Genomic DNA, 22091 nt, shown 5'->3' with positions numbered 1-22091 from the left:
TTAAACTGCCTTAGTTTTAGGGCAGTTTTTTTTATCGACTAAGATGATGAATTTTGTAAGTAATTATATTTTTTAGTAAATGTGACAAAAAATACAAGTTATGAGGGACGGTTTTTTCTTTCAAAAACGAATATTAGTTGGTAGAATTATGATAGTATTACAAAAAATATGATATCAAATGATGCTTAAATCAAAAGAGAGTTATAAATTTAGATAAAATGGGAAAAATAATCTATTATTGGATGGGGAAAGGGTGGTATCAACATGAATGAGTCAAAGAAAAGAAAAAAATATCGTTTAAATGCTAAGTTTTATTGTTGGATTTTTCTTTTTGGGATTATTGGCACATTAATTTTTAATGTTAAATATTCAATTCAATCAAATACACTTCCTAATTTTCATGGGTGGTCAGCCGAAGAAGTGATGGCATATGACAAAGAACACGAAAATATAACAGTGATTTATGAATTAGTTTATTCCTATGATATTTTACAAAATAGGGTCATGGAACAATCCATTAAACCAAGAACTGTCATTGGAAAAGATCCATTGGTCTTAACGGTAACCGTTTCTAAAGGGGCCCCTGTAATGGATGATTTTACGGGGAAAAGCGTGTCAAAGTTAATGGAGTTTGCAAATGAACACGATTTAATTGTAGTGTCGACTGAAGGATCAGATGAAGTGGAAAAAAGAAGTGGTAATCAGGTTATTTCTCAGTCTGTTTTAATGGGAGAGACACTTAAGAAAGGTGAAAAAATCCAAGTGACGCTAAATTAAAACAGCTGATTTTGATGTAATTAGGTGGTGTTGAAATGTTTAGAAATGGAAATGATGTCATTGAATGGGTAAATCAACAATTACGATTTGGAATAAAACCAGGACTTGAACGAATGGAAGCTGCTTTAGCGCGTCTTGGGAATCCCCATTTAAAAATAAGAACCATTCATATTGCAGGAACGAATGGAAAAGGATCAACAGTTACGTATCTTCGTTCGGTATTACAGGATGCAGGGTATCTTGTAGGAACCTTTACGTCTCCCTATATTGAATCATTTAATGAACGTATTTCATTAAATGGTGTTCCGATTAGTGATGATGATTTAGCGTGGTGTGCGAATGTCGTGAAACCGATCGTTGAAGAAATTAATAAAACTGATATTGGACCTTTTACAGAATTTGAATTAATCACACTTATTTCATTTGTTTATTTTAAAAATCAGCCCGTTGATGTCGTGATTTATGAAGTGGGATTAGGAGGTCGTTTGGATGCAACAAATATGATCCAACCACTGGCATGTGGGATTACGAATATCGGCCATGATCATGAAGCGATTTTAGGTGATACTTTACAAAAAATTGCAGTTGAAAAACTGGGGATTGTAAAACATGGTGTTCCTTTGTTTACAACAGAGGATGATGACGATGTGTTAGAAATTTTTAAAGTTACCTGTGAAGGGAAAAATAGCCCATATTTAAATGCCTTAAGTACTTATGCTCCAACAAATATTAAGAATCGACATGAAGGGATTCAATTTGATTGGGTTGATTTACCGAATGTTAAGTTAAATATGAAAGGACTTCATCAGGTTAAAAATGCGACTTTAGCCTATTCTATCTTAAAGTATTTAAAAGAAAAAAGGATTTTTAGCATTTCTGAAGTAAATATATATAGGGGAATGAAAGAAGCTTTTTGGAAAGGTCGCTTTGAATTGATTCATGATGAGCCAGCCATTATTTTAGATGGTGCTCATAATCCTGAGGGAATGAAGAACCTATGTGAAACAGTACAAGAGCTTTATCCAACCAAACGCCATGTATTTATGGTGAGTGTTTTAAAGGATAAAGAGTATAGCGAGATGTTTAAGTATTTAAAAGTAGTAGCGGATGAGGTTCATTTTACAACCTTTGATTATCCACGGGCACAATCGGGAAAAAATCAGTTTGAGAGTTATAGCGGTCTGAATGCAGATTATGACGAAGATTATGAACAATTACTTGAGAAGTTATTAGATCACTTAACGGATGAGAAGTGCCTAATTATTACGGGATCTTTATATTTCATTTCAGAAGTTCGAAAATATTTAATGAAATGAGATTTCAACAATTTTCTTAAGATGATTTTGATATCATGAGACTCATAAACTAATTAGTAAAACTAATCATGGGATGATTTGTACGATTGGATGGGGGATTATGGTTAAAAAAAATAAAATGGATCCTAAGATGATTCGAGCTTTTTTGTTGTTGACGTTGATATTTACTGTTTTAGGGTTTTCGTTTGGTAAAATATTAGATGGGATTTTATTGCCAAATTCAAGTGAGGATCAACCAACTGTCTCAGTTGAGACACCTGAAGAGACTAAAGCAACGGGCGAATCAGATGAAACAACTGAAGAAAAGACCTCGATAGAGGTGGCAGTAAATGATGAAAATGCCATTTATATTATGCAGTTAGGTGTTTTTGAAACCTATGATAATCTTCTAACGTTAGCTGGAGATTTACAAAAACTAGGGTATAACTATGGTGTTACTAGAACGGATGGAAAGTATTCTGTATTTTCCCATATCTCAGGAACGAAAGAATCATTAGAAAGTGTTGAACAAGCTTTAAAAAGCCAAAATTTAACGTATTTCATTAAACGATTAGAAATTGAAAGTGGAGATTTACGTTGGGATTATTTTTTACAAGCTGTCAAACAAAATCCATTTGAAATGACAAGTGAGTTTATACAGACGTTTACAGATGATGAGATGCACATCTTTGGTTATTATATGACCTTATCAAATGCTTCCTTTGAGACGCTTGCCAATGAGCGTCAAAAAATGTTACTTGAAATCTATCAATGGTTAACTCAATAAGATTGGAAGTGATTGATTTTAAATGGAGTCCTTTATGATTCGTGATTTACCGTTTGATGAGCGGCCACGAGAACGTTTATTAACTGAGGGGGCAGAGTTTTTATCAAATGCTGAACTTTTAGCCATTTTATTAAGAACGGGGACAAAGAATCAATCAGCTCTTCAAATGGCACAGCTTATTTTAAAGCAAACACAAGGATTGAAGTTTTTAAATGAGATGACCATTGAAGAGCTTATGAATGTAAAGGGAGTAGGCAAAAGCAAAGCGATTCAATTGCTTGCAAGTATTGAACTTGGGAAACGTATTTCTAAAGCGAAATATCAAAAAGTTGATGCTATTTTATCACCTAGTGATTGTGTCGATTATTTAGCAGTTGAAATGAAACATTTGACACAAGAACATTTTGTTGTTTTATTCTTAGATACTAAAAATTATATCATCTCGAAAAAAACAATTTTTATTGGATCATTAAATAAAGCGATTGTTCATCCAAGAGAAGTCTTTAAAGAAGCCATTAAACGTTCTGCGGCTTCGGTGATTTGTGCACATAATCATCCGAGTGGTGATCCTACACCGTCTGAACAAGATATTGGCTTGACTCATCGTTTGTATGAGGCAGGCGAATTAATTGGTATTAAAGTGCTGGATCATTTAATTATCGGTGATGATCAATTTGTAAGTCTTAAAGAAAAAGGTTATTTATAAAATTATAAAAGCTCGCTATTACAGCGAGCTTTTATTCTGTTTTAACGTTGGTTTTAGCATCTTCTTTCATTTCCCATTGGATGACAATCGTCATTAAAACTCTCAATAAAAAGATGGAACCGAGGATAATAAGTTCATTTAAACTTTGGATGAGAACAGTTTTTAATATTTCAGCTGCTAATTTAAATTCTAGCCCTGTTGCCATGGAATTAGCAAATTGATGTTTAACAGGGTAGGCATCTTTTGTGAGAAGTGCTCTAACATAATGATAAAAAGCCCTAAATGATCCAATGGTTATAATTAAGATTCCCATCATTTCTAAAATACTAATAATGATAGGTAATATAGTATCAATTATTGATTCAACCATAAAGTCCCTCTTTTTTATAAGATTATTTTTATTATTCGGAATAATGACAAAGATATACAACTTTTCAAAAAATCAGAAAAATTTGTTATTTGTTAGACGTTTCTAGATATATAGTTTAGAAAACTTTAATAAAGTGGGGGGCTAGGAGGTATGTGTGGATTTATGGTGTAATGATTTAAAAACAGAAGAGTTTGAAGGAAGTGTTGTCTAGATTTCGTATCGAGGACCTGATTGATGTATGATTGAAAATCGTGTGGGGATGTGAGAGTTTTATTATTTATCGACTATAAGAGTTGAAGATTCACAGATGCAACCTTTTGAGTTAAATGGCAGTTTAGTTGTTTGCAGTGTAAAAGTCTATGGGGTTGAGGTTGATTATTGGATGTTGAATCAAGCAAGGGAAGGATGTCAGGTTTTGGATCCGATTGCTCGATTTTTAAGTAATTACGGTGATAGTGGAAAATAAATGTAAGAGATAGTTGAAAGGATGTCTAAGTCAAAGGGTTAGATGTTATAATGTAACTAATAAAAATGTAATAGAATGAGATGAGGAATGTATGAATGGTCAAGCATGTAGGAACGTGTGAGTTAGAAACGAAACGGCTGATTTTAAGAAAATTCAAACGGGATGATGCAGTAATGGTTTTTAATAATTGGGCAAGTGATGAGGAAGTGACACGCTATGTGGCTTGGCCTATACATCATCATATCGGGGAAACTACTAAAGTATTGATAGGATGGGAGATGGATTATCAACATCTAACGACTTATCAATGGGCAATAGTTTTAAAAGAAACACAGGATGTGATTGGGTCGATTTCTTTATTTAATATAGTCAACTTACATCAAAAAGAAGGGGCTGTTTGTGAGTTTGGTTATTGTTTAAGTCGAAAGTATTGGAATCAAGGAATTACGACGGAGGCTTCTTGTGCGATTTTAGCTTTTGCTTTTGAAGTAGTCGGGTTTACGAGAGTGAAGGCTCGTCACGATGTGTTAAATGTGGCATCAGGCCGCGTGATGCAAAAGCTTGGTATGACATATGATCGTTTGTTGAAAAACGCCTGTCAAAATAGTAGACGACAATGGATTGATTGTAAGGTTTATCAAATTCAGAAAGAGGAGTTTTTTAAGTCCTTTCAATCAAATATAAAAGGTGGAATGTAAGATTCCACTTTTTATGTGTTTTTGTCTGGTCATTCAGTGTTATTGAGATGATCGGATTCGAATTAAGGATGAGATGACGAAATTTGAGTTAAACTAAATAAGAATATTTCATGTCAGATAGGAAAAAAATACTGTTCTTTTTGGAATATTGTAACTCTTTTTCTTTTAGATAGTGTAAAAAGTGTGTAAACTTTCCACAGTTAAATCTATCTGTTCAAATGGGGTTGTGTATAACATATCAATTCTATATAATTAGCAGTATATATTATTGTTTAAGTTTAGGATGTGTTCGAATGAAGGGTGTTAACCATTTAAAAGTTTTTGGAATTATCGTTTTAATTTTTATGACCTTAATCACGGTGGGGTATACGATGCATAATGAAACGCTTAATCCACTTCCTGAACGTGTGATTAAAGATGGAATGTCAGTGGTTCAGACTGGGTATACAGGGATTGTGGAAGGCTTTAAGCGGTTTGTGACGAATGTGAATGATTTATTTCATACGTATGAGGAAAATAAGTTATTAAAACAGCAGCTTTATAATTATGAGTCTTTAAACGTTTATACGAATCAGTTAGAAGAGCAGTTGGCTTCTTTAGAGGAAACATTAGAGACAGGGTTGTCACTGACCAGTTATGATACGATTAATGCCACAACCGTGATGCGGAATGTTGATCAATGGCATGACTTTATGGTGATTAATAAAGGGAAAAAAGATGGAATTGAGACGGATATGGCTGTTTTATCAAAAGAGGGGTTCTTAATCGGTAAAGTGATTACAGTCAACGAAGTTTCATCAAAAGTTAAATTAATTAAAAATCAAGATTTCGGTAGTAAGGTGTCAGCTTTAATTGATGGGAAAGAAAATTCAATCGGAACGGTTGAAGGTTATGATTACATGAATGATGAGTTAGTGATGACACAGGTTTCAAAAGATGTATTGGTAGAGCCTGGGGATGTGGTCATTACAAGTGGACTTGGAGGTGTTTATCCGCGTGCTTTATTAATTGGCTATGTGGATCGTGCTGAAGTTAGTAAAGATGGCTTGACACAGACGCTTTATTTAAAAGGGGAGAAAAACTATAATAATATGGATTATGTCATTGTTGTAAAACGTGAGGCGGTGGTTCCGAATAATGGTTAGAGTCATTGTTTTATTTATTACCTGCTTTGTTATGGATAATTTGTTAGTTAGTTTTTTACCAATTCAACCGATGTTTGGTTCTTATAGTGCAATTCCTAATGTGTTTTTAATGTGTTTATGCTTCTTTACGTTTTATGATCGTGGAAATAAGGCATTAGTATTTGCGATTATTTTCGGTATTTTATATGATATTTGTTATGCGGATTTGTTTGGAATCTATACGTGTTTGTTCCCGATTATTACGTTCTTACTTCAACGCTTTGTTTCAAATAGTATGCCAGTCAATATTTTATCGATGCTTGCTTTATTCTCAATTGTCATTGTGATTGAAGAATGGGCGGTTTATTTTTTAGTTAATACGATGATGGTAACGAATGTTAGTGGTTATGCCTTCGTAAAATTAATTTTATTTCCAACCTTATTATTTAACTCACTTGTTGTTTTAGTCTTGTATCCCATTTTGAAAAGTCAGTTTGGAAGATATCAAAAACAACTTGAACATATGTAAAAGCATCTCTTAAGAGATGCTTTTTGTTTTATAAAGTAAAGATGACACATTTATAGATGCATTGAGATAATCTAAATAATTTTTATTTAAAATAAGTTTTGAATTTCTCCTCAAATGGTCTAAATGCTTAATTTCCTTCATATGATGAAAGTGAAATATCAGGCTATGAGTTGTAAATGATGTTGTTAGGGGGAATAAATCGTGGCTGATCCTAGAAAGAGAAAAAGCACATACCGGTCTAATTATCAAGGATATCGACCAACACATTCAAATTATTATGCAAAGTATCGAAATAAAAAACAGCAAGATGAGACTAGCCAGATGGTGGGGCGTTTTAGCATGCAGGCAACAGTTTGCTTATGTATTTTGATGGGGGTTTTAATTCTTCAAAAGTTACCACAAACTCCGGCTTATCAAAGTGTAAAGACGATTTTACTGAGTGAGATGCCTTTTTTGAAGTATAAAAATCAATACGAGAAGTTTTTAACTAATATGTTTCCATTTGAATTTAATTTACCAACTCAAGAGAATGACACCACAACAGTTAGTGGAATTATTGGAACAACGGAGAGTGACGTGGGAGTTGAATCTGAAGGGACAGAACAAATGATTGATGTGGCGGAGTACTTAACTAAGATTAATGAAAACATGGTGTTACGTGATTTCCATCACGGTGTCATTGTCAAAACTGAAATCGGAGAAAGTATTCCAAATTTAGTGCCTGGAATTGTGATTCATGTCGGGATTGATCCAGATATCAGTAATTATATGAGTATTGAATTAGATAATGATATGATTTTAACCGTTGGTTTTTTAGAAAAACGAAGTGTGAGTTTGTATGAACATGTTAAACAAGGAGAGTCATTAGGTGTTGGTTCAGTGATTGGAGAACCTGGAACAGAGTTAGGGGATTATGCTTATTTCTATTTGCAATTAGAAAAAGATGGGGAGTACTTAGATGTTAGTGATTTTTTAAATAGCCTAATGAACTAGATGAAATGGAGGGCTTAAGGTTGCATAAGAATAAGATTAAGTTTGAGCCATCTTATTATATCGTGACGTTACTAGCTATCTTAACTGGATATTTTAATCAATATATTGTGTTTGCAATTAGTATTTTGTTGCATGAATGTGGTCATCTCCTGATGGCCTCTTTTTTCAAATGGGAATTAGATGAGCTAAAGTTTTTTGCATTTGGTGGACAGATGCGATTTAAGGGAGAGTTGAATAAGGCGAATAAAGAAGATTTATTGATCAGTAGTGCAGGCGTCATGGTTAATCTCATGTTACTATCCATTTTTCTTTATTTTGCACAACTAGAGGTGAGTGGAATTCAATTAAAATGGATAAACTCATTTATATGGGCGCAATGTTTTATTATCGTATTTAATCTAATTCCATTACCGCCACTTGATGGAAGTCGAATACTTGGAGATATCTTGTCATGTTTTTTTCCGTATCGATACTCTTTAAGAATAATTTGTTACTTTAATATTGTGTTTATCAGTTTTATTGTATTACTTACAATTTTATACGATTTTCGACAATTCTATTTAATCCTAGGTTTTTTGTTTTATTCGACTGTAAAGTTTAATCAAAATGCTCAGTATTTATTTCAACGATTTTTACTACATAAGAAAATGTATAGAAATGTTGATTTACCAAGAAAAATCACGATTCTTTGTGATGATTCCTGGGAGGATAAAATTTATCGAGGGTATTTAAACATGTTTCAGTTTAATGAAAGGTTTCATGACGAGCTAACTTGGTTACAGTTGAAATTTAGGGAAAATAATAAGGTAATTATTGACGTTAAAATTAAAAGTGATTAAAATGATAACTGTCACTTTTTTAAGTAACTATGGAGGCGGAGTTTAAATGGAAATGATGGAACATGATTTTTCCGTTTTAGTAGTAGATGATAATGAAATTAATCTCATGCTAATGGAAGATATTTTAGAAGTAATAGATGTGAAGCATGTTAAAACGGTTGACAGTGGTGAAGGAGCCATTGATGAAATAAAACAAAATCCTAATTACGATGTCGTGGTCATGGATATTTGTATGCCAGTAATTGACGGCTATGAAGCCTCAAAAAGAATTCGTCAGCTCGGGTATTCAGGTCGCATTATTGCATTAACGGCCAATGGTTTATCAAAAGATGATCCGAAATTTTTGGAAGCTGAGATGGATGATATTTTATTAAAACCTGTTGATTTGAATTTAATTAAAAAAGTCTTATGTGCGTAAAAAAACATAAGGCTTTTTGTTTTAAAAGTGAAAAATAAACCAAAATAAAATGAATAGATTATCTCATAGATTAGTTCAGTGAATGTCAAATTGAATAGATAAACGTAAAAAAAGGTAGACATAACCACTTATAAATCGTTGACGAATAGGATTCACTTTGATATAATGAATCATGTTGTTAGCACCTTAGGGTACTACAACCGCTCGGACAAGGTTTCAAATATGAAACTTCATATGCCTTTGATGGCGAGTCTTAGTTAAATTTTAAGGAGGTGCAGGTAAATGTACGCTATTATTAAAACTGGTGGTAAACAATTAAAAGTTGAAGTAGGTCAAGCAATCTACATTGAAAAATTAAATGTTGCTGAAGGTGAAGTTGTAACTTTCGACGAGGTATTATTCGTTGGAGGAGAAAACACAAAAGTTGGTGCTCCTTTAGTAGAAGGTGCAACTGTAACTGCTAAGGTTGAGAAACATGGTAAAGGTGAAAAAATTATCGTGTTCAAATACAAACCAAAAAAAGGTTACAAAAAGAAACAAGGTCACCGTCAACCATACACTAAAGTTGTTATCGAAGCAATCAACGCTTAATTAGTTGACACATGATTACAGCCAATTTTAACTATAAAAACAATAAAGTAGAGTCATTTGAGATTAGCGGCCATGCCTTTGCAGGTGAACCAGGTGAAGACTTAGTCTGCGCTGCGGTGAGTGCTGTTTCGATTGGCTTAACCAATTCCATTATCAGCTTAGATGAATCAGAACTTACAATTAAAATGGAAGATGGTTATTTATTCGTTGAAAATATTCCATCAACTGATGCGGCTCAAACGCTGATGTTTGGAATGTTGACTTCTTTGAATACGATTGAAGAAGATCATTTTAAATATTTAACAGTAATAGAAAACAAATAGGAGGTGGAAACATGTTAAAATTAAATTTACAATTATTCGCATCTAAAAAAGGTGTTGGTTCTACAAAGAATGGTCGTGACTCTGAGTCAAAACGTTTAGGAGCTAAATTAGCTGATGGACAATTTGCTACTGCAGGATCAATCATCTACCGTCAACGTGGAACTCGTATTTATCCAGGTGTAAACGTAGGTATGGGTGTAGATCACACTTTATTCTGCAAAATCGATGGTGTTGTTAAATTCGAGCGTTTAGGACGCGACAAAAAACAAGTTTCTGTTTACCCAGCAGCTAACTAATTGATTGAATAATTCCCCTAATCATCAGATTAGGGGTTTATTTTTATGTAGATTTCTTTGTATGAGAAAGACTAAATCAATTGATAATATAAATAGATAATCAAATTGATGAAGCTTTTGCTTCGCAAAATAGAATTGAGGGATTGCCTTGTTTATAGATCAAGTCAAAATTAAAGTGACGGCAGGTGATGGAGGAAATGGTGCTGTTGCCTTCCGTCGCGAAAAATATATCGCCAATGGTGGACCTGCAGGTGGAGATGGAGGAAACGGTGGAAGTGTCGTTTTCGTCGCAGATGAAGGATTATCAACGTTACTCGATCTTCGCTATAACCGAGTTTTAGCCGCTAAGAATGGTGAAAATGGAATGGCAAAAAGTTGCCATGGTAAAAATTCAGACGATTTAATTGTTAAAGTTCCTGTTGGAACAATCGTTTATGATACGAGCACAAATTTAATTATTGCTGATTTAACTGAAAATGGACAACGTGCTGTTATTGCAAAAGGTGGACGCGGAGGACGTGGAAATATTCATTTTGCTACACCAAGAAATACAGCGCCAGAACTTGCTGAAAATGGTGAGTTAGGACAAAAACGCGAAATTCGTGTTGAATTAAAAGTTTTAGCTGATGTTGGATTAGTTGGATTCCCGAGTGTCGGAAAATCAACTTTAATTTCTGTTGTTTCAGCTTGTAAACCAAAAATCGCTGCTTATCACTTCACAACATTAGTGCCAAATTTAGGTGTTGTTGGAGTTCCGGATGGTCGTTCATTCGTTATGGCTGATTTACCGGGATTAATTGAGGGAGCGGCAAGTGGAGCTGGACTTGGTCATCAATTCTTACGACATATTGAACGTACACGTGTTATTTTACATGTTATTGATATGTCAGGAATGGAAGGCCGAGATCCTTATGAAGATTATGTAACGATTAATAACGAATTAGGACAATATCGTTATAAACTTCTTGAACGCCCACAAATTATTGTGGCGAATAAAATGGATAATCCGGATGCAGAAGAAAACTTACGTATCTTTAAAGAGAAAGTAGGAGACGATGTTACAATCGTTGAGATTTCTGCTGCAACACGTCAAGGAATTGACCAATTATTATACAAAACAGCTGATTTATTAGAAACAACTCCACAATTCCCATTATATGATGAAGAAGAAGTGGAACAATCAGTTATGTATAAGTTTGCTCCTGAAGAAGCTAAATTCCATATCACTCGTGGAGATGATGGAGTTTATGTGGTAACTGGAGCCCATATTGAAAAAATCTTCCATCAAACAGACTTTAATCGTGAAGCATCTGTTATGCGATTTGCACGTCAATTACGTCATGCTGGAGTTGATCAAGCATTACGTGATCTTGGGGTACAAGATGGAGATCTTGTTCGTATTCTTAACTTTGAATTTGAATTCAAAGACTAATCCTATTTCAAAAAACCATGTTACATGTCGTAATATGGTTTTTTTTGTTTTATGCGTTACTTTAAAGCCAACATGGTACAGCATGAATATGTCAATTCATCTCATTCTTTTATTGTTTTTAAATTAACAATAATAAATAAAATATTTACTCTAAATTCATAATCAAAATGGGACGGTATTGGTTTAAAGAGCGCCAGATTAAATAAAAAAATTTTTATTTGTAATGGATTAGCATTGACTATACGTCTAGATTTGTAATGGTGTGAAACTGTTATTAAATGACTCTAGCAACGCAGAGATTTTTCTTCTTGATAGGCCAGTCTTTCTTGCAGGATATTTTCTAGAGTAATCGAAGATAGATTTTATTTTTAAAAATAGGTCTAGCTTCTAAAAGACCTAACCCTTGAGAAGAATTACATCATTTAAAAATCTTTATCTTTAGATAATAGAATCTTTTTCTCATGAAATACGAAGTTATATTCAAGAAATGGTTAACATATATTGTAAAGAGAAAATTGTAGAGAGGAGAATCGGACTTATGAAAATCCATATCGTGCAACGAAATGACACATTTGATTCTATTGCAGAAAAATACAATGTTAGTGTCCAGGATTTGATAGGGATGAATACACATATTAATCATTTAACTCCACTCGTACCCGGATTAAAAGTTAAAGTGCCATCACCAGTCAGAAAAGATGAGCCAAATGTAGCACAAAACATTCAAAAGTATTATCCTAATTTAGATAAGGAGAGTATTAATTTACAAACTGCAACAACTACAGAGCCTGTTGTTGTCAACACAACCCCAACAAAAAAAGTAACAGTAACAGAGAGTCATATGCTTTCTGAAACACCGACAACGACGACAACGACTACGCAAACGGTAACCCAAAAACCAGTTGAAAATATGACTTCTTTAGTGACAGAGACGCCAGTCACAGTGAGTACCCATCAAGAAATGACTACTGTCCCACTTGTTCAAACCAAAACCGAAGAAGCCGTAACTATTCCACTTAAACAGGTTCAAACCAAAACCGAGGCAGTAAAAGCGCCTAATGAGGGTGTAAAAATTGCAAGTACTCAACAAACAATGGAGGAATATCTAGTTAATATGAATAAATCATATTATCAAGGTGCTCCGTCTTATACGACAACAAATTATCAAGTTCCTAATGTTCCTCAGATGACCTTCCCATATGCAGGTGTTCCATATCCACCAATGCCAAGTCCTTATTCGATTCCTTATCCACCAGTATGTGGAATGACAAGAGGACCAGAAGATGAACGCTTTTTTATGGGTGGATTTGGTTATCCATTTTACGGAGGTTTTGGATGGGGAGGCTATCCATTTTACGGAGGATATGGATGGGGGTATCCATATTATGGCGGTTATGGATGGGGCCGTCCTAATTACGGATGGGGATATGGACACAGAGCACCATCTTGTGGCTCATCTTATCCTTACTATTAAAACTAAGTTAATCCCATTTCCTAAAAAGGAGTCTATTTCAAAAGAGATAGACTCCTTTTTAATCTATATTAAAACGATATGGATAAAGTCACACTTCATATTCACTTTTTTTTGAACTCTACTTTATCCCGCCGGTAAGCGTTTACTAATAGTAGTTTTAGTGTTAAGATAACAATGAAATTGGAGGAAAACTCCATTTTAAAAGAAGTGTTTGAAAAATATTTTTATAATCGATTCAAAAGCTACTTAGGCGGAGGGGACTTAAAAAGATGAGTAAATTTAGTATTCAAGACTTTAAAGGGGTTGTACCAGCATTATTAACGGTATTTGACAAAGACGAAAATATTGACGAGATGGGAATGAGGCAGTTAGTTTCCTTTTTACTTGATAAAGGGGTAAATGGATTATATTTAACTGGTTCAACAGGTGAAGGATTTACCATGTCATCTATTGAGAGAATGCGTGTTGTTGAAATTGTCATGGATGAGGTAGCAGGGCGCGTTCCAGTCGTTGTTCATGTTGGAGCTATTGGAACTAAATTATCAATTGAATTGGCACAACATGCTGAAAGAGCTGGAGCAGATGGAATTTCAAGTGTCCCACCATTTTATTGGCGATTTAATGAGGATCAAATTGTAAAATACTATGAAGATATTGCCAATGCAACCTCTCTTCCAATGATTGTTTATAACGTACCGCTTGTTGGATTACTTGGGATGAATGCTATTAAACGATTAGCTCAAATTGAAAATGTTAAAGGAATTAAATACACAGCCTTATCTTTATATGAAATTACTCAAATAAAAGATGAAATTGGAGAAGATTTCTTGGTTTACTCCGGAGCAGATGAAATGGCCATGGCTGGACTATTAGCTGGAGCAGATGGAATTGTTGGATCATTTTACAATGTGATGCCAGAATTATTTATTAATATTTACAATGCGGTCCAGAATAAGGAATTGGACGAGGCAAAGCGTCTACAAAAAGAAGCAGTCGAAATTATTATGTATGCTTTAAGTTATCCATCGTTCTATGCTTTAATGAAAGTGATGCTTAAATGGATGGGAATTAATGCAGGGTACTGCCGTCGTCCATTTGAAAATGTAACACCTGAAAATGAAGCCATTTATAAAGAAGGATTCAAGGTATTAAAAGAAAAATACGAAATTCATGATGTTGAATTTTTAAAGCATCTTTAAGAGATAAATTGATCTGCACACAAATTTAAATAAAGATAACACCCGTCAAAGTAGCGGGTGTTATTTTAAAATAAATCCTAGTTTAAAAGGAGAGACGCGGATGCCAATGGTTGATATGCCTTTAAAGCAGCTTGAAATCTACGACGGAACGAATCCGATTCCACAAGATTTTGATGATTTTTGGAATGAAAGAATTTTAGAAGTATTAAATGTTTCGTTAAACTATGAAATGAATCCATATGAAATTTATCAGTTTGAGACTTGTGAATATTATGAGATATCGTTTATCGGAATACGTGGGGGTAAAAGATATGCGAAATATATAAAGCCCAAATCGTCCAAAAATGTTCCACTCATTCTTCAGTTTCATGGCTATCCTGGAGCGAGTCGAAGTTGGTTTGAGCAAACCTCTTTCGTTGGGATAGGATGCGCCGTAATTGCAATGGATTGTCCGGGTCAAGGAGGTAAAAGTGAGGATTTATCCAAACGAATTGGAACGACGGTATCTGGTCATATTGTAGCAGGATTAGATGGGGATCCTAAACAAATGTATTATGTTGAGTTAGCTCAGGATATCTGTCTTCTTTGTCGCATTGTTGAACAGTTAGAAGGGATTGATCACACACGAATTTTTGCTAATGGAGCCAGTCAAGGAGGTGGATTAGCTCTTATTTGTACGGCATTAAATCCAATGATAAAACGATGTGCTGCACTGTATCCATTCTTATCTGACTATGAACGTGTGTGGGAAATGGATTTGGATCAGATAGCCTATGAGGGACTTCGCTATTACTTTAAGTGGTTCGATCCATTACATGAACGAAAAGAAGAAATATTTACAAAACTCGGATATATTGATGCTCAGCATTTCGCTCATCGAATTCAGGTACCTGTGTTATTAGGAACAGGATTGATGGATCAGATATGTCCGCCTAGTACGCAGTTTGCTGTTTTTAATCATTTGAATGGACCGAAAAAACACGTCATCTTTCCTGATTATAAACATGAAGAAATTGGAATTTTTGATGATTTGTTAATTGATTTTTTTCTAGAGGGGAGTGATTAAGATGCCAATGATGGATATGCCTATACAGGAACTTAATTGTTATTTAGGAAAAGGAAATTATCCCTCGGATTTTATTGACTATTGGAATCGACAAATAGCGCGACTAAATGAGAGAGACTTAGAGTATGAATTGGTAAAAAAAGAGTTCTTAAATGAGTGTGCTGACTATTATGAGTTATATTTTAAGGGAATTGATGGCGCAAGAATTCATGCGAAATATATTTGTCCAAAGAATCGTCAAAATGTACCGCTTATCCTTCAATTTCATGATTATAAGCAAAGTAGTAAGAGTTGGTATCATCTAACGCGATATATTGGCATTGGTTATGCCGTGTTAGCAATGGATTGTCGAGGACAAGGCGGAATGAGTGAAGATTTGGGAGGTGTTTTAGGAACAACTGTCTGTGGTCATTTAATGATAGGCATTGATGATGAACTGGATCAAATGTATTATCGAAAAGTTTATTTAGATGCCTATTTATTATCAAAAATTGGATCACAATTACCTCAAATTGATACCAAAAAAATAGTCTCTTATGGACAAGGACAAGGTGGAGCACTTGCGATTGTTGTGGCCGCAATGAATAAAGAAATTAACAAATGTGTGGCTAAAGATCCTTTTTTAGCTGACTTTAAACGAGTATGGGAAATGGATTTAGATTCATTAATGTATGAAGGACTTCGTTATTATTTTAGATGGTTTGATCCACTTCATGAGCGTGAGGATGAGGTGTTTTCAAGACTTGGGTATTTAGATGTGGTCCATTTTGCGAAGCAATTAAACTGTAAATTTTTACTTGGAACAGGTTTGCTTGATTCATCTTGTCCACCAAGTACGCAGTATGCTATTTTCAATCAGGCAATGTGTAATAAGATGCACTTAGTATTTGCAAAGTTTGATCATGAACTTTGCAATCGATTTGAAGATGAAGTTTTAAGATTTATTCAATTTGAGGAGGGGTGTGTATGAAATATTTAGGCGTTGATATTGGTGGGACGGCTGTTAAGTTAGGGATTGTTGATAAAACGGGAGAGATTATTTCAACGTATAGTAAAGGTGTTGCATTTGATGCTTATGAGACCCCTATTATTGAAACAGTTAAGGTAGCAATTGATGAGTTTTTTGAAAAAGAGCAGGTAGAGTTGGCAGATTTTTTAGGGATTGGAGTATCAGCAACAGGACAAATCGATTATCGAAGTGGGTGTGTCATTGGTGTTGGGGGAAATATTAAAAATTGGTGTCATACAAATATTAAAGAGGAATTAGAGCTTAAATATGGATTGAAAACGACCGTTTTAAATGATGCGAACTGTATGATTATCGGTGAGAAGTGGTTAGGGCGTGCGAAAGGTTACGAGCATGTCATCGGAATAACCATTGGAACAGGAGTTGGAGGTGGAATCCTAGTGAATGGCGAGATTTTGCAAGGGACTACTGGAATTGGGGGTGAGTTAGGGCATTTTTCGATTGATTCTCATGGTGTGAAATGTCGTTGTGGAAATATAGGGTGCTATGAAAATTATGCATCGATGACGGCGTTAGTTAACAAAGTTTTAGAGGGGTATGATGAGTTAGATTTACCTGTTTCAAGGGATGAGGTAAATGGACGTGTTATTTTTGAGGCGTTAGAAGCGGGGAATGAAAAAGTAGCTGATATGGTAGAAGAATGGATTCTTATGATTGCAAAAGGACTTGTGAGTTTGGTTCATTTATTTAATCCTGAAATTATTGTGATTGGTGGCGGTGTTTGCACGCAAGAAGAGCGATTTATTAAGCCTATTAGAGAGTATGTCTTATCTCATGCAATGGAACAGTTCAAAAAAGAATTGAAAGTTGAATCGGCCATGCTTTTTAATAATGCCGGTTTAGTTGGTGCAGTTTATTATCATATTCATCATATTTAATGAAAGGCCAGTTAGGCCTTTTTAAAAAAAATCAAAAACTTGTATAGACAGGACTTGTATAGACAGGTATAATGTAGGTAAGGAAGATAATCAAGAATTTGAGAAGATTTTGATTAAGGAGGAATAAGGATGAAAATTATTAAAGTTAAATCTGTAGAAGCAATGGGACAGGCTGCTCTTTCGGAAGTCTTAAAGGTTGTAAAAACAAAAGAAAATCCTGTTTTAGGTTTAGCAACTGGAAGTAGCCCGATTGGATTATATCAGGCGATGATTGAAGATCATAAAAAAAATAAGACGTCGTATCAACATGTTAAAACGATTAATTTAGACGAATATGTTGGGATTGATGCAACACATTCTCAAAGTTATGCGACATTTATGAAAGAACAATTATTTAATCATATTGATATTGATTTAAATAATGTTAATATTCCATCAGGAGATTGTTTGAATCCGCAGGATGAATGTTTACGATATGATGAAGTGATTCGTCAAAATAAAGTAGATCTTCAAATTTTAGGTATTGGTTCAAATGGGCATATTGGATTTAATGAGCCTGGAACACCATTTAATGCAACGACTCATGTTGTAACATTAGATGAGCAAACTCGTCTTGATAATGCGAGATTTTTTGAGTCATTAGATGAGGTACCAAAATATGCAGTGACGATGGGGATTCGCTCCATTTTACAAGCGAATCAAATTGTGTTAATCGCACTTGGAAAAAATAAAGCGAAAGCAGTTGCACATATGGTAGGGGGAAGTGTGACAACGGATTGTCCAGCTTCAATCTTACAAGTGCATCCCAATGTCATTTTAATTGCAGATGAGGAAGCTTTATCTGAAGTTAAGTTGGATACAAAAAAGTTAAATATTCAATTGGCTTCAACAGCTGTTGCAGAATAAAAAAAGTCAAAAAAACAGATGGTCATCAAACCATCTGTTTTTTTATATTGAACCCTAAAAAAGTGATGATATGGACAAATTTGTTTCTCATTAGGACTATTTTTTCTCATTTTTTAAAAACGTTTACACGGGGTGTGGGCGATGATATGATGAGTTTGTAAATGAAATAAATATTCAAAAAAAATTTAGATGATGAATATTTTTTTCACATCAAATTGAGATGGAGGAAAAGTGGATGAAGAAGTTATTTACTGGGATGATTGCAACACTAGCGTGTGTATCTTTAGTGGCTTGTGGTAATGGAGGAAATGAGGCAAAAAATGAAACTAACGATAGTTCAAATGGAGGAACAGTTGCAGAGCAACCAGCAACATCTAATGAAGAAAAAGTTCTGTATTCAAATGGGGGGGCTGTTGAGTTTTTTGAAACACCATGGTTAAACCCAGGATTATTTATGTATAACAAAGTATTATATGAGCACTTAATTGAAGCAGATGAAAACTTAAATCCAGTAGAGGGAGGACTTGCTTCAGACTATTCCTTAAGTGAAGATGGAACACAATTAACTTTTGTTTTAAGAGATAATATCTATTGGCATGATGGAGAAAAGATTACACCTGAAGATATTAAATGGAGCATCGAATACTCAATGAGAACCGCTGTGTTAAATCCAGTCTTCACGTCAACTTTCCATGCTATTTTAGGAGCTGATGCTTATTTAGCAGGAGATACAGAAGAACTTGAAGGAATCGTGATTGATGGAAATAATGTGATGATTACGTTTGAAAAAGTAGCACCAGATGCGTTGTTAACTTTTACACAATTTGCTCCATTACCACAAAAGTATTTCACAGATGTTGACCCGCTTCAAATTCAACAAGCAAAATTCTTCCAAAACCCAATTGGGTCAGGTCCATATAAAATTGAAGAAGTAAAAATGAACGACTATACCGTATTAGTTCCATTTGATCAATACTATGATGGTGTGGCAAATTTTAAAATTCATTTAACACCAAGTGGTGAAAGTGATTCAAACTTTGTTAATAACGCAAAAGCTGGATTACTTGACTATGGGTATACGAAAAATGTTGATGATGTGAAAGCTTTACAAGGGGTTGAGGGATTAACTATTAATCAAGTGGATGTTCGTTATACTCGTTTATTGTATGTAAATAAATTTAATAAAAAAGATGGATCTGTTTCACCATTAGCTGATGCACGCATTCGTCAAGCGATTCGTTATGGAATCGATATGCAAGCAATTTGTGATAACTTATTCAATGGTTCAGCTGTTCCTGCTAATAGCTTAACGCCAAATGGATCAAGCAAAGTTTCTGGTTTAAATGATTATGAATATAATCCAGAAAAAGCAAAAGAATTATTAGCTGAGGCAAATTGGGATCCAAATTATGTGTTAGATGTTGTTTACTACTACACAGACCAATTAACTGTTGATTTAATGACAACTATTCAAGCTTACTTAAGCCAAATCGGTATACAGATGAATTTTAGATTAGTTGAGGGAGATTTAGCAACGATTTTATGGTCAGCACCAGAAGATCAAGTCAACGGACCATCAGCTGTTGATTGGGATATGGCATATGGAGCAAATGCTGCTTTATCAATGCATGAATATTATGACCGCTACCGTACAGGCTCAGCTTCTAACTCACATACTCCATCAGATGAGACGTTAAATACTTTAATTGATGCAACAAACTCATCAATGGATGCTAAAGTTCAACAAGATGCATTCTATGAATTACAAAAATACGAAAATGAAACATTATTTACAATGGCATTATATTACCAGCCAGTTTTCTTAGTGCAAAGTCAAAAAATTGTTAAAGGGGCTGATGCAATCGGGAACCCACAGTATAACTACAACTGGGAAATTCAAAACTGGGAATTAGCGGAATAATTTAATTCTTAGTGTCATGATTTAAGGAGTGGAACTTAAATCCACTCCTTATTTTAAAATATGGGGGAGGGCCACATGTTTAATTTTATTGTTAAAAGATTACTCGGAATGATTCCGATGGTGTTCATTATTACGTTTTTAATTTATTTAGGATTAGAATTAACGCCAGGTGACGCCGTATCACATTTAATTAGTCCAGAATTATTAGCCAATGCCGATCCAGCAAAGCTTGAAGAGTTACGCCAGTTATATGGTTTAAATGATCCATTCTTAGTTCGTTATTTCCGTTGGGTCGTTGAACTGTTACAAGGAAATTTTGGATATAGTGTTTCAAGTGGTGTTCCGATTAGCCAAATCTTAAAAGAGTTAATTCCAGCAACGCTTGAGTTATCAGCAGCCGCTTTATTTATTTCAACTGTTCTTGGAAGTATCCTTGGATTATTCAGTGCGATTCGTCGTGGGACTTTTACAGAAGGGTTATTAACAGTAGCTGGTATGATTGGAGTTTCGATTCCACAATTTTTCTTCGGAATGTTATGTATTTTAATGTTCTCATTAAATTTAGAATGGTTACCCGTTGGCGGACGTTCGATGCCTGGACAAACAGCCTTTTTTGATCGAATCGAATATTTAATTTTACCTGCGTTAGTTCTTGGAATTGCCCTAACAGCAGGGGTTATGCGTTATGCACGCTCAAGTATGTTAGATACGATGAACAAAGAGTACATTAGAACAGCACGTAGCAAAGGGTTACCTGAGTGGCGGGTTAATTTAGTTCATGGATTTAGGGTGGCATTGACACCGGTTGTTGTTTTAATTGGATTTAGGTTACCAACACTCATCGGGGGAGCCGTTGTGATTGAAACGATTTTTAGATGGCCGGGTGTTGGAAATGCCTTTGCAACCGCTGTGCGTGCGCAAAATTATCCATTAGTTATGATGATTGCTTTATTTTCTGTCTTAGCTGTTTTAACTGCTAGTTTCTTAGTTGATGTGGTGACAGCCTTACTTGATCCACGAGTTAAATTAAAATAGGAGGTTCTTATGAGTGCGAGTGTAATGAAGAGAAGTCGATTTGATCGAAGACTTGATAAATTAAGAGAAGCAGAGGAAAAAGGGCAACTCGGTCACAAAAAGATGAATCGTTCTTTAAGAAAGTTATTAAATAATCGGTTAGCCGTTATTGGCGTTATTATTTTTGGAGTTATTTTGTTATCGGCGATTTTTGCGCCACTTTTAACGTTGTATGATCCACTAGCCATTGATATGAGTAGTGTTTTAAAAGCTCCATCAGCCACTCATTGGTTTGGGACAGATAAGGTCGGGCGTGATGTCTTTGCCAGGGTCTTATATGGAGGGAGAATTTCAATCTTAATTGGACTTGGAAGTGCATTAGGATGTGCAAGTATTGGAGTATTACTGGGTTGTTATGGAGGATATCGTGGTGGTTGGTTTGATGCTTTAATCCTACGTATTTCTGAAGTCTTTATGTCATTTCCCCAATTAGTACTTGTCTTATTATTGGTGACTATTCTTGGACAAAGTTTAATGAATTTAATCATTATTTTTATTTTAACTGGATGGGGGAGTGTTTATCGTTTAACACGCGCTCAAATATTATCCATTCGAGAGGAGGAATATGTTCAATCATTAAGAGCCTTTGGATTAAATTCATTTGTGATTTGTTATAAACACATGTTACCGAATGCGATTGGTCCTATTTTAGTTAATATTACTTTAAGTACAGCGATGTTTATTTTAGAAGAAGCATCTTTGAGTTTTCTAGGACTGGGAGTTCCATTACAAATCGCGACTTGGGGAAATATTTTAAATGCCGCACAGGATATGTTTACGTTACAAAATAGCTGGTGGTTGTGGTTACCCGTTGGGGTTGTTATTTCATTATTTGTGATGAGTATTAACTTTATTGGAGATGGACTAAGAGATAGTACCGACCCAACACAACAAGGATAGGG

At 34.6% G+C, this 22091-nt stretch carries 25 protein-coding genes and 1 other annotated feature; of the genes, 24 read left to right on the top strand and 1 reads right to left on the bottom strand.

The window, feature by feature from the left end; genetic code table 11:
• Window positions 1-264: 264 nt before the first annotated feature.
• The 4 genes from QWC74_RS13215 to radC all read left to right on the top strand — a co-directional run bounded on the left by QWC74_RS13215 (window position 265) and on the right by radC (window position 3565).
• Window positions 265-777 (top strand): PASTA domain-containing protein, encoded by a 513-nt coding sequence (locus tag QWC74_RS13215; protein ID WP_006785468.1) that lies wholly within the window; start codon window positions 265-267, stop codon window positions 775-777.
• A gap of 35 nt (window positions 778-812) precedes the next feature.
• The gene (locus tag QWC74_RS13210) at window positions 813-2093 is read left to right on the top strand and encodes a folylpolyglutamate synthase/dihydrofolate synthase family protein (protein WP_006785469.1); all 1281 of its coding nucleotides are present in this window, start codon (window positions 813-815) and stop codon (window positions 2091-2093) included.
• A 100-nt stretch (window positions 2094-2193) separates the two neighbouring features.
• The gene (locus tag QWC74_RS13205; RefSeq protein WP_229059721.1) at window positions 2194-2859 is read left to right on the top strand and encodes a sporulation protein; all 666 of its coding nucleotides are present in this window, start codon (window positions 2194-2196) and stop codon (window positions 2857-2859) included.
• 34 nt (window positions 2860-2893) lie between these two features.
• The gene (gene radC / locus QWC74_RS13200; RefSeq protein ID WP_006785471.1) at window positions 2894-3565 is read left to right on the top strand and encodes a DNA repair protein RadC; all 672 of its coding nucleotides are present in this window, start codon (window positions 2894-2896) and stop codon (window positions 3563-3565) included.
• Between the two features lie 31 nt (window positions 3566-3596).
• Here the strand turns inward: radC and QWC74_RS13195 are convergent, their stop codons facing one another.
• On the bottom strand, window positions 3597-3935 hold the full coding sequence (locus QWC74_RS13195; protein WP_006785472.1) for a DUF1622 domain-containing protein: 339 nt from the start codon (window positions 3933-3935) through the stop codon (window positions 3597-3599).
• Window positions 3936-4242: 307 nt separating this feature from the next.
• On the opposite strand from QWC74_RS13195, the gene QWC74_RS13190 reads away from it, so the two are divergent.
• The 20 genes from QWC74_RS13190 (at window position 4243) to QWC74_RS13095 (ending at window position 22089) form a co-directional block, all read left to right on the top strand.
• Window positions 4243-4401 (top strand): hypothetical protein, encoded by a 159-nt coding sequence (locus tag QWC74_RS13190; RefSeq protein WP_006785473.1) that lies wholly within the window; start codon window positions 4243-4245, stop codon window positions 4399-4401.
• 95 nt (window positions 4402-4496) lie between these two features.
• On the top strand, window positions 4497-5099 hold the full coding sequence (locus QWC74_RS13185; RefSeq protein WP_006785474.1) for a GNAT family N-acetyltransferase: 603 nt from the start codon (window positions 4497-4499) through the stop codon (window positions 5097-5099).
• A 293-nt stretch (window positions 5100-5392) separates the two neighbouring features.
• Complete coding sequence (gene mreC, locus QWC74_RS13180) at window positions 5393-6244, top strand: rod shape-determining protein MreC (RefSeq protein ID WP_006785475.1); 852 nt, start codon at window positions 5393-5395, stop codon at window positions 6242-6244.
• Entirely contained in the window at window positions 6237-6752 is a 516-nt protein-coding gene (gene mreD / locus QWC74_RS13175) for a rod shape-determining protein MreD (RefSeq protein WP_006785476.1), read from the top strand. The genes mreC and mreD overlap by 8 nt, the downstream gene beginning before the upstream one ends.
• Before the next feature lie 201 nt (window positions 6753-6953).
• Window positions 6954-7745: a hypothetical protein gene (locus QWC74_RS13170; RefSeq protein WP_006785477.1), complete on the top strand. Its 792-nt coding sequence runs from the start codon at window positions 6954-6956 to the stop codon at window positions 7743-7745.
• Window positions 7746-7765: 20 nt separating this feature from the next.
• Complete coding sequence (locus QWC74_RS13165; RefSeq protein ID WP_006785478.1) at window positions 7766-8584, top strand: site-2 protease family protein; 819 nt, start codon at window positions 7766-7768, stop codon at window positions 8582-8584.
• A gap of 46 nt (window positions 8585-8630) precedes the next feature.
• The gene (locus QWC74_RS13160) at window positions 8631-9002 is read left to right on the top strand and encodes a response regulator (RefSeq protein ID WP_006785479.1); all 372 of its coding nucleotides are present in this window, start codon (window positions 8631-8633) and stop codon (window positions 9000-9002) included.
• Window positions 9003-9190: 188 nt separating this feature from the next.
• Window positions 9191-9266 (top strand) — a sequence feature (ribosomal protein L21 leader region).
• Between the two features lie 18 nt (window positions 9267-9284).
• Window positions 9285-9593 (top strand): 50S ribosomal protein L21, encoded by a 309-nt coding sequence (gene rplU, locus QWC74_RS13155; RefSeq protein ID WP_006785480.1) that lies wholly within the window; start codon window positions 9285-9287, stop codon window positions 9591-9593.
• A gap of 11 nt (window positions 9594-9604) precedes the next feature.
• A complete protein-coding gene (locus tag QWC74_RS13150; RefSeq protein WP_006785481.1) occupies window positions 9605-9916 on the top strand; it encodes a ribosomal-processing cysteine protease Prp in 312 nt (103 codons plus the stop codon).
• Window positions 9917-9927: 11 nt separating this feature from the next.
• A complete protein-coding gene (rpmA, locus tag QWC74_RS13145; protein WP_006785482.1) occupies window positions 9928-10212 on the top strand; it encodes a 50S ribosomal protein L27 in 285 nt (94 codons plus the stop codon).
• Window positions 10213-10360: 148 nt separating this feature from the next.
• On the top strand, window positions 10361-11644 hold the full coding sequence (gene obgE, locus QWC74_RS13140; RefSeq protein WP_006785483.1) for a GTPase ObgE: 1284 nt from the start codon (window positions 10361-10363) through the stop codon (window positions 11642-11644).
• A gap of 538 nt (window positions 11645-12182) precedes the next feature.
• Window positions 12183-13118 (top strand): LysM domain-containing protein, encoded by a 936-nt coding sequence (locus tag QWC74_RS13135; protein WP_006785484.1) that lies wholly within the window; start codon window positions 12183-12185, stop codon window positions 13116-13118.
• Window positions 13119-13387: 269 nt separating this feature from the next.
• Window positions 13388-14317 (top strand): dihydrodipicolinate synthase family protein, encoded by a 930-nt coding sequence (locus tag QWC74_RS13130; RefSeq protein WP_006785485.1) that lies wholly within the window; start codon window positions 13388-13390, stop codon window positions 14315-14317.
• Window positions 14318-14417: 100 nt separating this feature from the next.
• Window positions 14418-15383, top strand: a complete 966-nt coding sequence (locus QWC74_RS13125; RefSeq protein WP_006785486.1) for an alpha/beta fold hydrolase — start codon at window positions 14418-14420, stop codon at window positions 15381-15383.
• Between the two features lies 1 nt (window position 15384).
• Window positions 15385-16353, top strand: coding sequence for an acetylxylan esterase (locus QWC74_RS13120; protein WP_006785487.1), 969 nt, complete (start codon window positions 15385-15387; stop codon window positions 16351-16353).
• Window positions 16350-17288, top strand: a complete 939-nt coding sequence (locus QWC74_RS13115) for an ROK family protein (protein ID WP_006785488.1) — start codon at window positions 16350-16352, stop codon at window positions 17286-17288. Before QWC74_RS13120 ends, QWC74_RS13115 begins: the two co-directional genes overlap by 4 nt.
• A 129-nt stretch (window positions 17289-17417) precedes the next feature.
• Window positions 17418-18194: a glucosamine-6-phosphate deaminase gene (gene nagB, locus QWC74_RS13110; RefSeq protein WP_006785489.1), complete on the top strand. Its 777-nt coding sequence runs from the start codon at window positions 17418-17420 to the stop codon at window positions 18192-18194.
• A 235-nt stretch (window positions 18195-18429) separates the two neighbouring features.
• Complete coding sequence (locus tag QWC74_RS13105) at window positions 18430-20115, top strand: ABC transporter substrate-binding protein (RefSeq protein ID WP_006785788.1); 1686 nt, start codon at window positions 18430-18432, stop codon at window positions 20113-20115.
• 75 nt (window positions 20116-20190) lie between these two features.
• Entirely contained in the window at window positions 20191-21150 is a 960-nt protein-coding gene (locus tag QWC74_RS13100) for an ABC transporter permease (RefSeq protein ID WP_006785787.1), read from the top strand.
• Window positions 21151-21159: 9 nt separating this feature from the next.
• Window positions 21160-22089 (top strand): ABC transporter permease, encoded by a 930-nt coding sequence (locus tag QWC74_RS13095; protein ID WP_006785786.1) that lies wholly within the window; start codon window positions 21160-21162, stop codon window positions 22087-22089.
• Window positions 22090-22091 lie beyond the last annotated feature (2 nt).

This window comes from uncultured Turicibacter sp., from assembly GCF_938044715.1.
GTDB classification, from domain to species: Bacteria; Bacillota_I; Bacilli_A; order MOL361; family Turicibacteraceae; genus Turicibacter; species Turicibacter sanguinis.
Note: the sequence above shows the minus strand (reverse complement) of the source record. Positions and strands in the feature narration are given on the sequence as shown.

Coding starts and splice junctions, on each gene's coding strand:
- QWC74_RS13215 (WP_006785468.1), top strand. CDS start 265: ATGAATGAGTCAAAGAAAAGAAAAAAATATCGTTTAAATGCTAAGTTT.
- QWC74_RS13210 (WP_006785469.1), top strand. CDS start 813: ATGTTTAGAAATGGAAATGATGTCATTGAATGGGTAAATCAACAATTA.
- QWC74_RS13205 (WP_229059721.1), top strand. CDS start 2,194: ATGGTTAAAAAAAATAAAATGGATCCTAAGATGATTCGAGCTTTTTTG.
- radC (WP_006785471.1), top strand. CDS start 2,894: ATGATTCGTGATTTACCGTTTGATGAGCGGCCACGAGAACGTTTATTA.
- QWC74_RS13195 (WP_006785472.1), bottom strand. CDS start 3,935: ATGGTTGAATCAATAATTGATACTATATTACCTATCATTATTAGTATT.
- QWC74_RS13190 (WP_006785473.1), top strand. CDS start 4,243: ATGCAACCTTTTGAGTTAAATGGCAGTTTAGTTGTTTGCAGTGTAAAA.
- QWC74_RS13185 (WP_006785474.1), top strand. CDS start 4,497: ATGGTCAAGCATGTAGGAACGTGTGAGTTAGAAACGAAACGGCTGATT.
- mreC (WP_006785475.1), top strand. CDS start 5,393: ATGAAGGGTGTTAACCATTTAAAAGTTTTTGGAATTATCGTTTTAATT.
- mreD (WP_006785476.1), top strand. CDS start 6,237: ATGGTTAGAGTCATTGTTTTATTTATTACCTGCTTTGTTATGGATAAT.
- QWC74_RS13160 (WP_006785479.1), top strand. CDS start 8,631: ATGGAAATGATGGAACATGATTTTTCCGTTTTAGTAGTAGATGATAAT.
- rplU (WP_006785480.1), top strand. CDS start 9,285: ATGTACGCTATTATTAAAACTGGTGGTAAACAATTAAAAGTTGAAGTA.
- QWC74_RS13150 (WP_006785481.1), top strand. CDS start 9,605: ATGATTACAGCCAATTTTAACTATAAAAACAATAAAGTAGAGTCATTT.
- rpmA (WP_006785482.1), top strand. CDS start 9,928: ATGTTAAAATTAAATTTACAATTATTCGCATCTAAAAAAGGTGTTGGT.
- QWC74_RS13135 (WP_006785484.1), top strand. CDS start 12,183: ATGAAAATCCATATCGTGCAACGAAATGACACATTTGATTCTATTGCA.
- QWC74_RS13130 (WP_006785485.1), top strand. CDS start 13,388: ATGAGTAAATTTAGTATTCAAGACTTTAAAGGGGTTGTACCAGCATTA.
- QWC74_RS13125 (WP_006785486.1), top strand. CDS start 14,418: ATGCCAATGGTTGATATGCCTTTAAAGCAGCTTGAAATCTACGACGGA.
- QWC74_RS13120 (WP_006785487.1), top strand. CDS start 15,385: ATGCCAATGATGGATATGCCTATACAGGAACTTAATTGTTATTTAGGA.
- QWC74_RS13115 (WP_006785488.1), top strand. CDS start 16,350: ATGAAATATTTAGGCGTTGATATTGGTGGGACGGCTGTTAAGTTAGGG.
- nagB (WP_006785489.1), top strand. CDS start 17,418: ATGAAAATTATTAAAGTTAAATCTGTAGAAGCAATGGGACAGGCTGCT.
- QWC74_RS13105 (WP_006785788.1), top strand. CDS start 18,430: ATGAAGAAGTTATTTACTGGGATGATTGCAACACTAGCGTGTGTATCT.
- QWC74_RS13100 (WP_006785787.1), top strand. CDS start 20,191: ATGTTTAATTTTATTGTTAAAAGATTACTCGGAATGATTCCGATGGTG.
- QWC74_RS13095 (WP_006785786.1), top strand. CDS start 21,160: ATGAGTGCGAGTGTAATGAAGAGAAGTCGATTTGATCGAAGACTTGAT.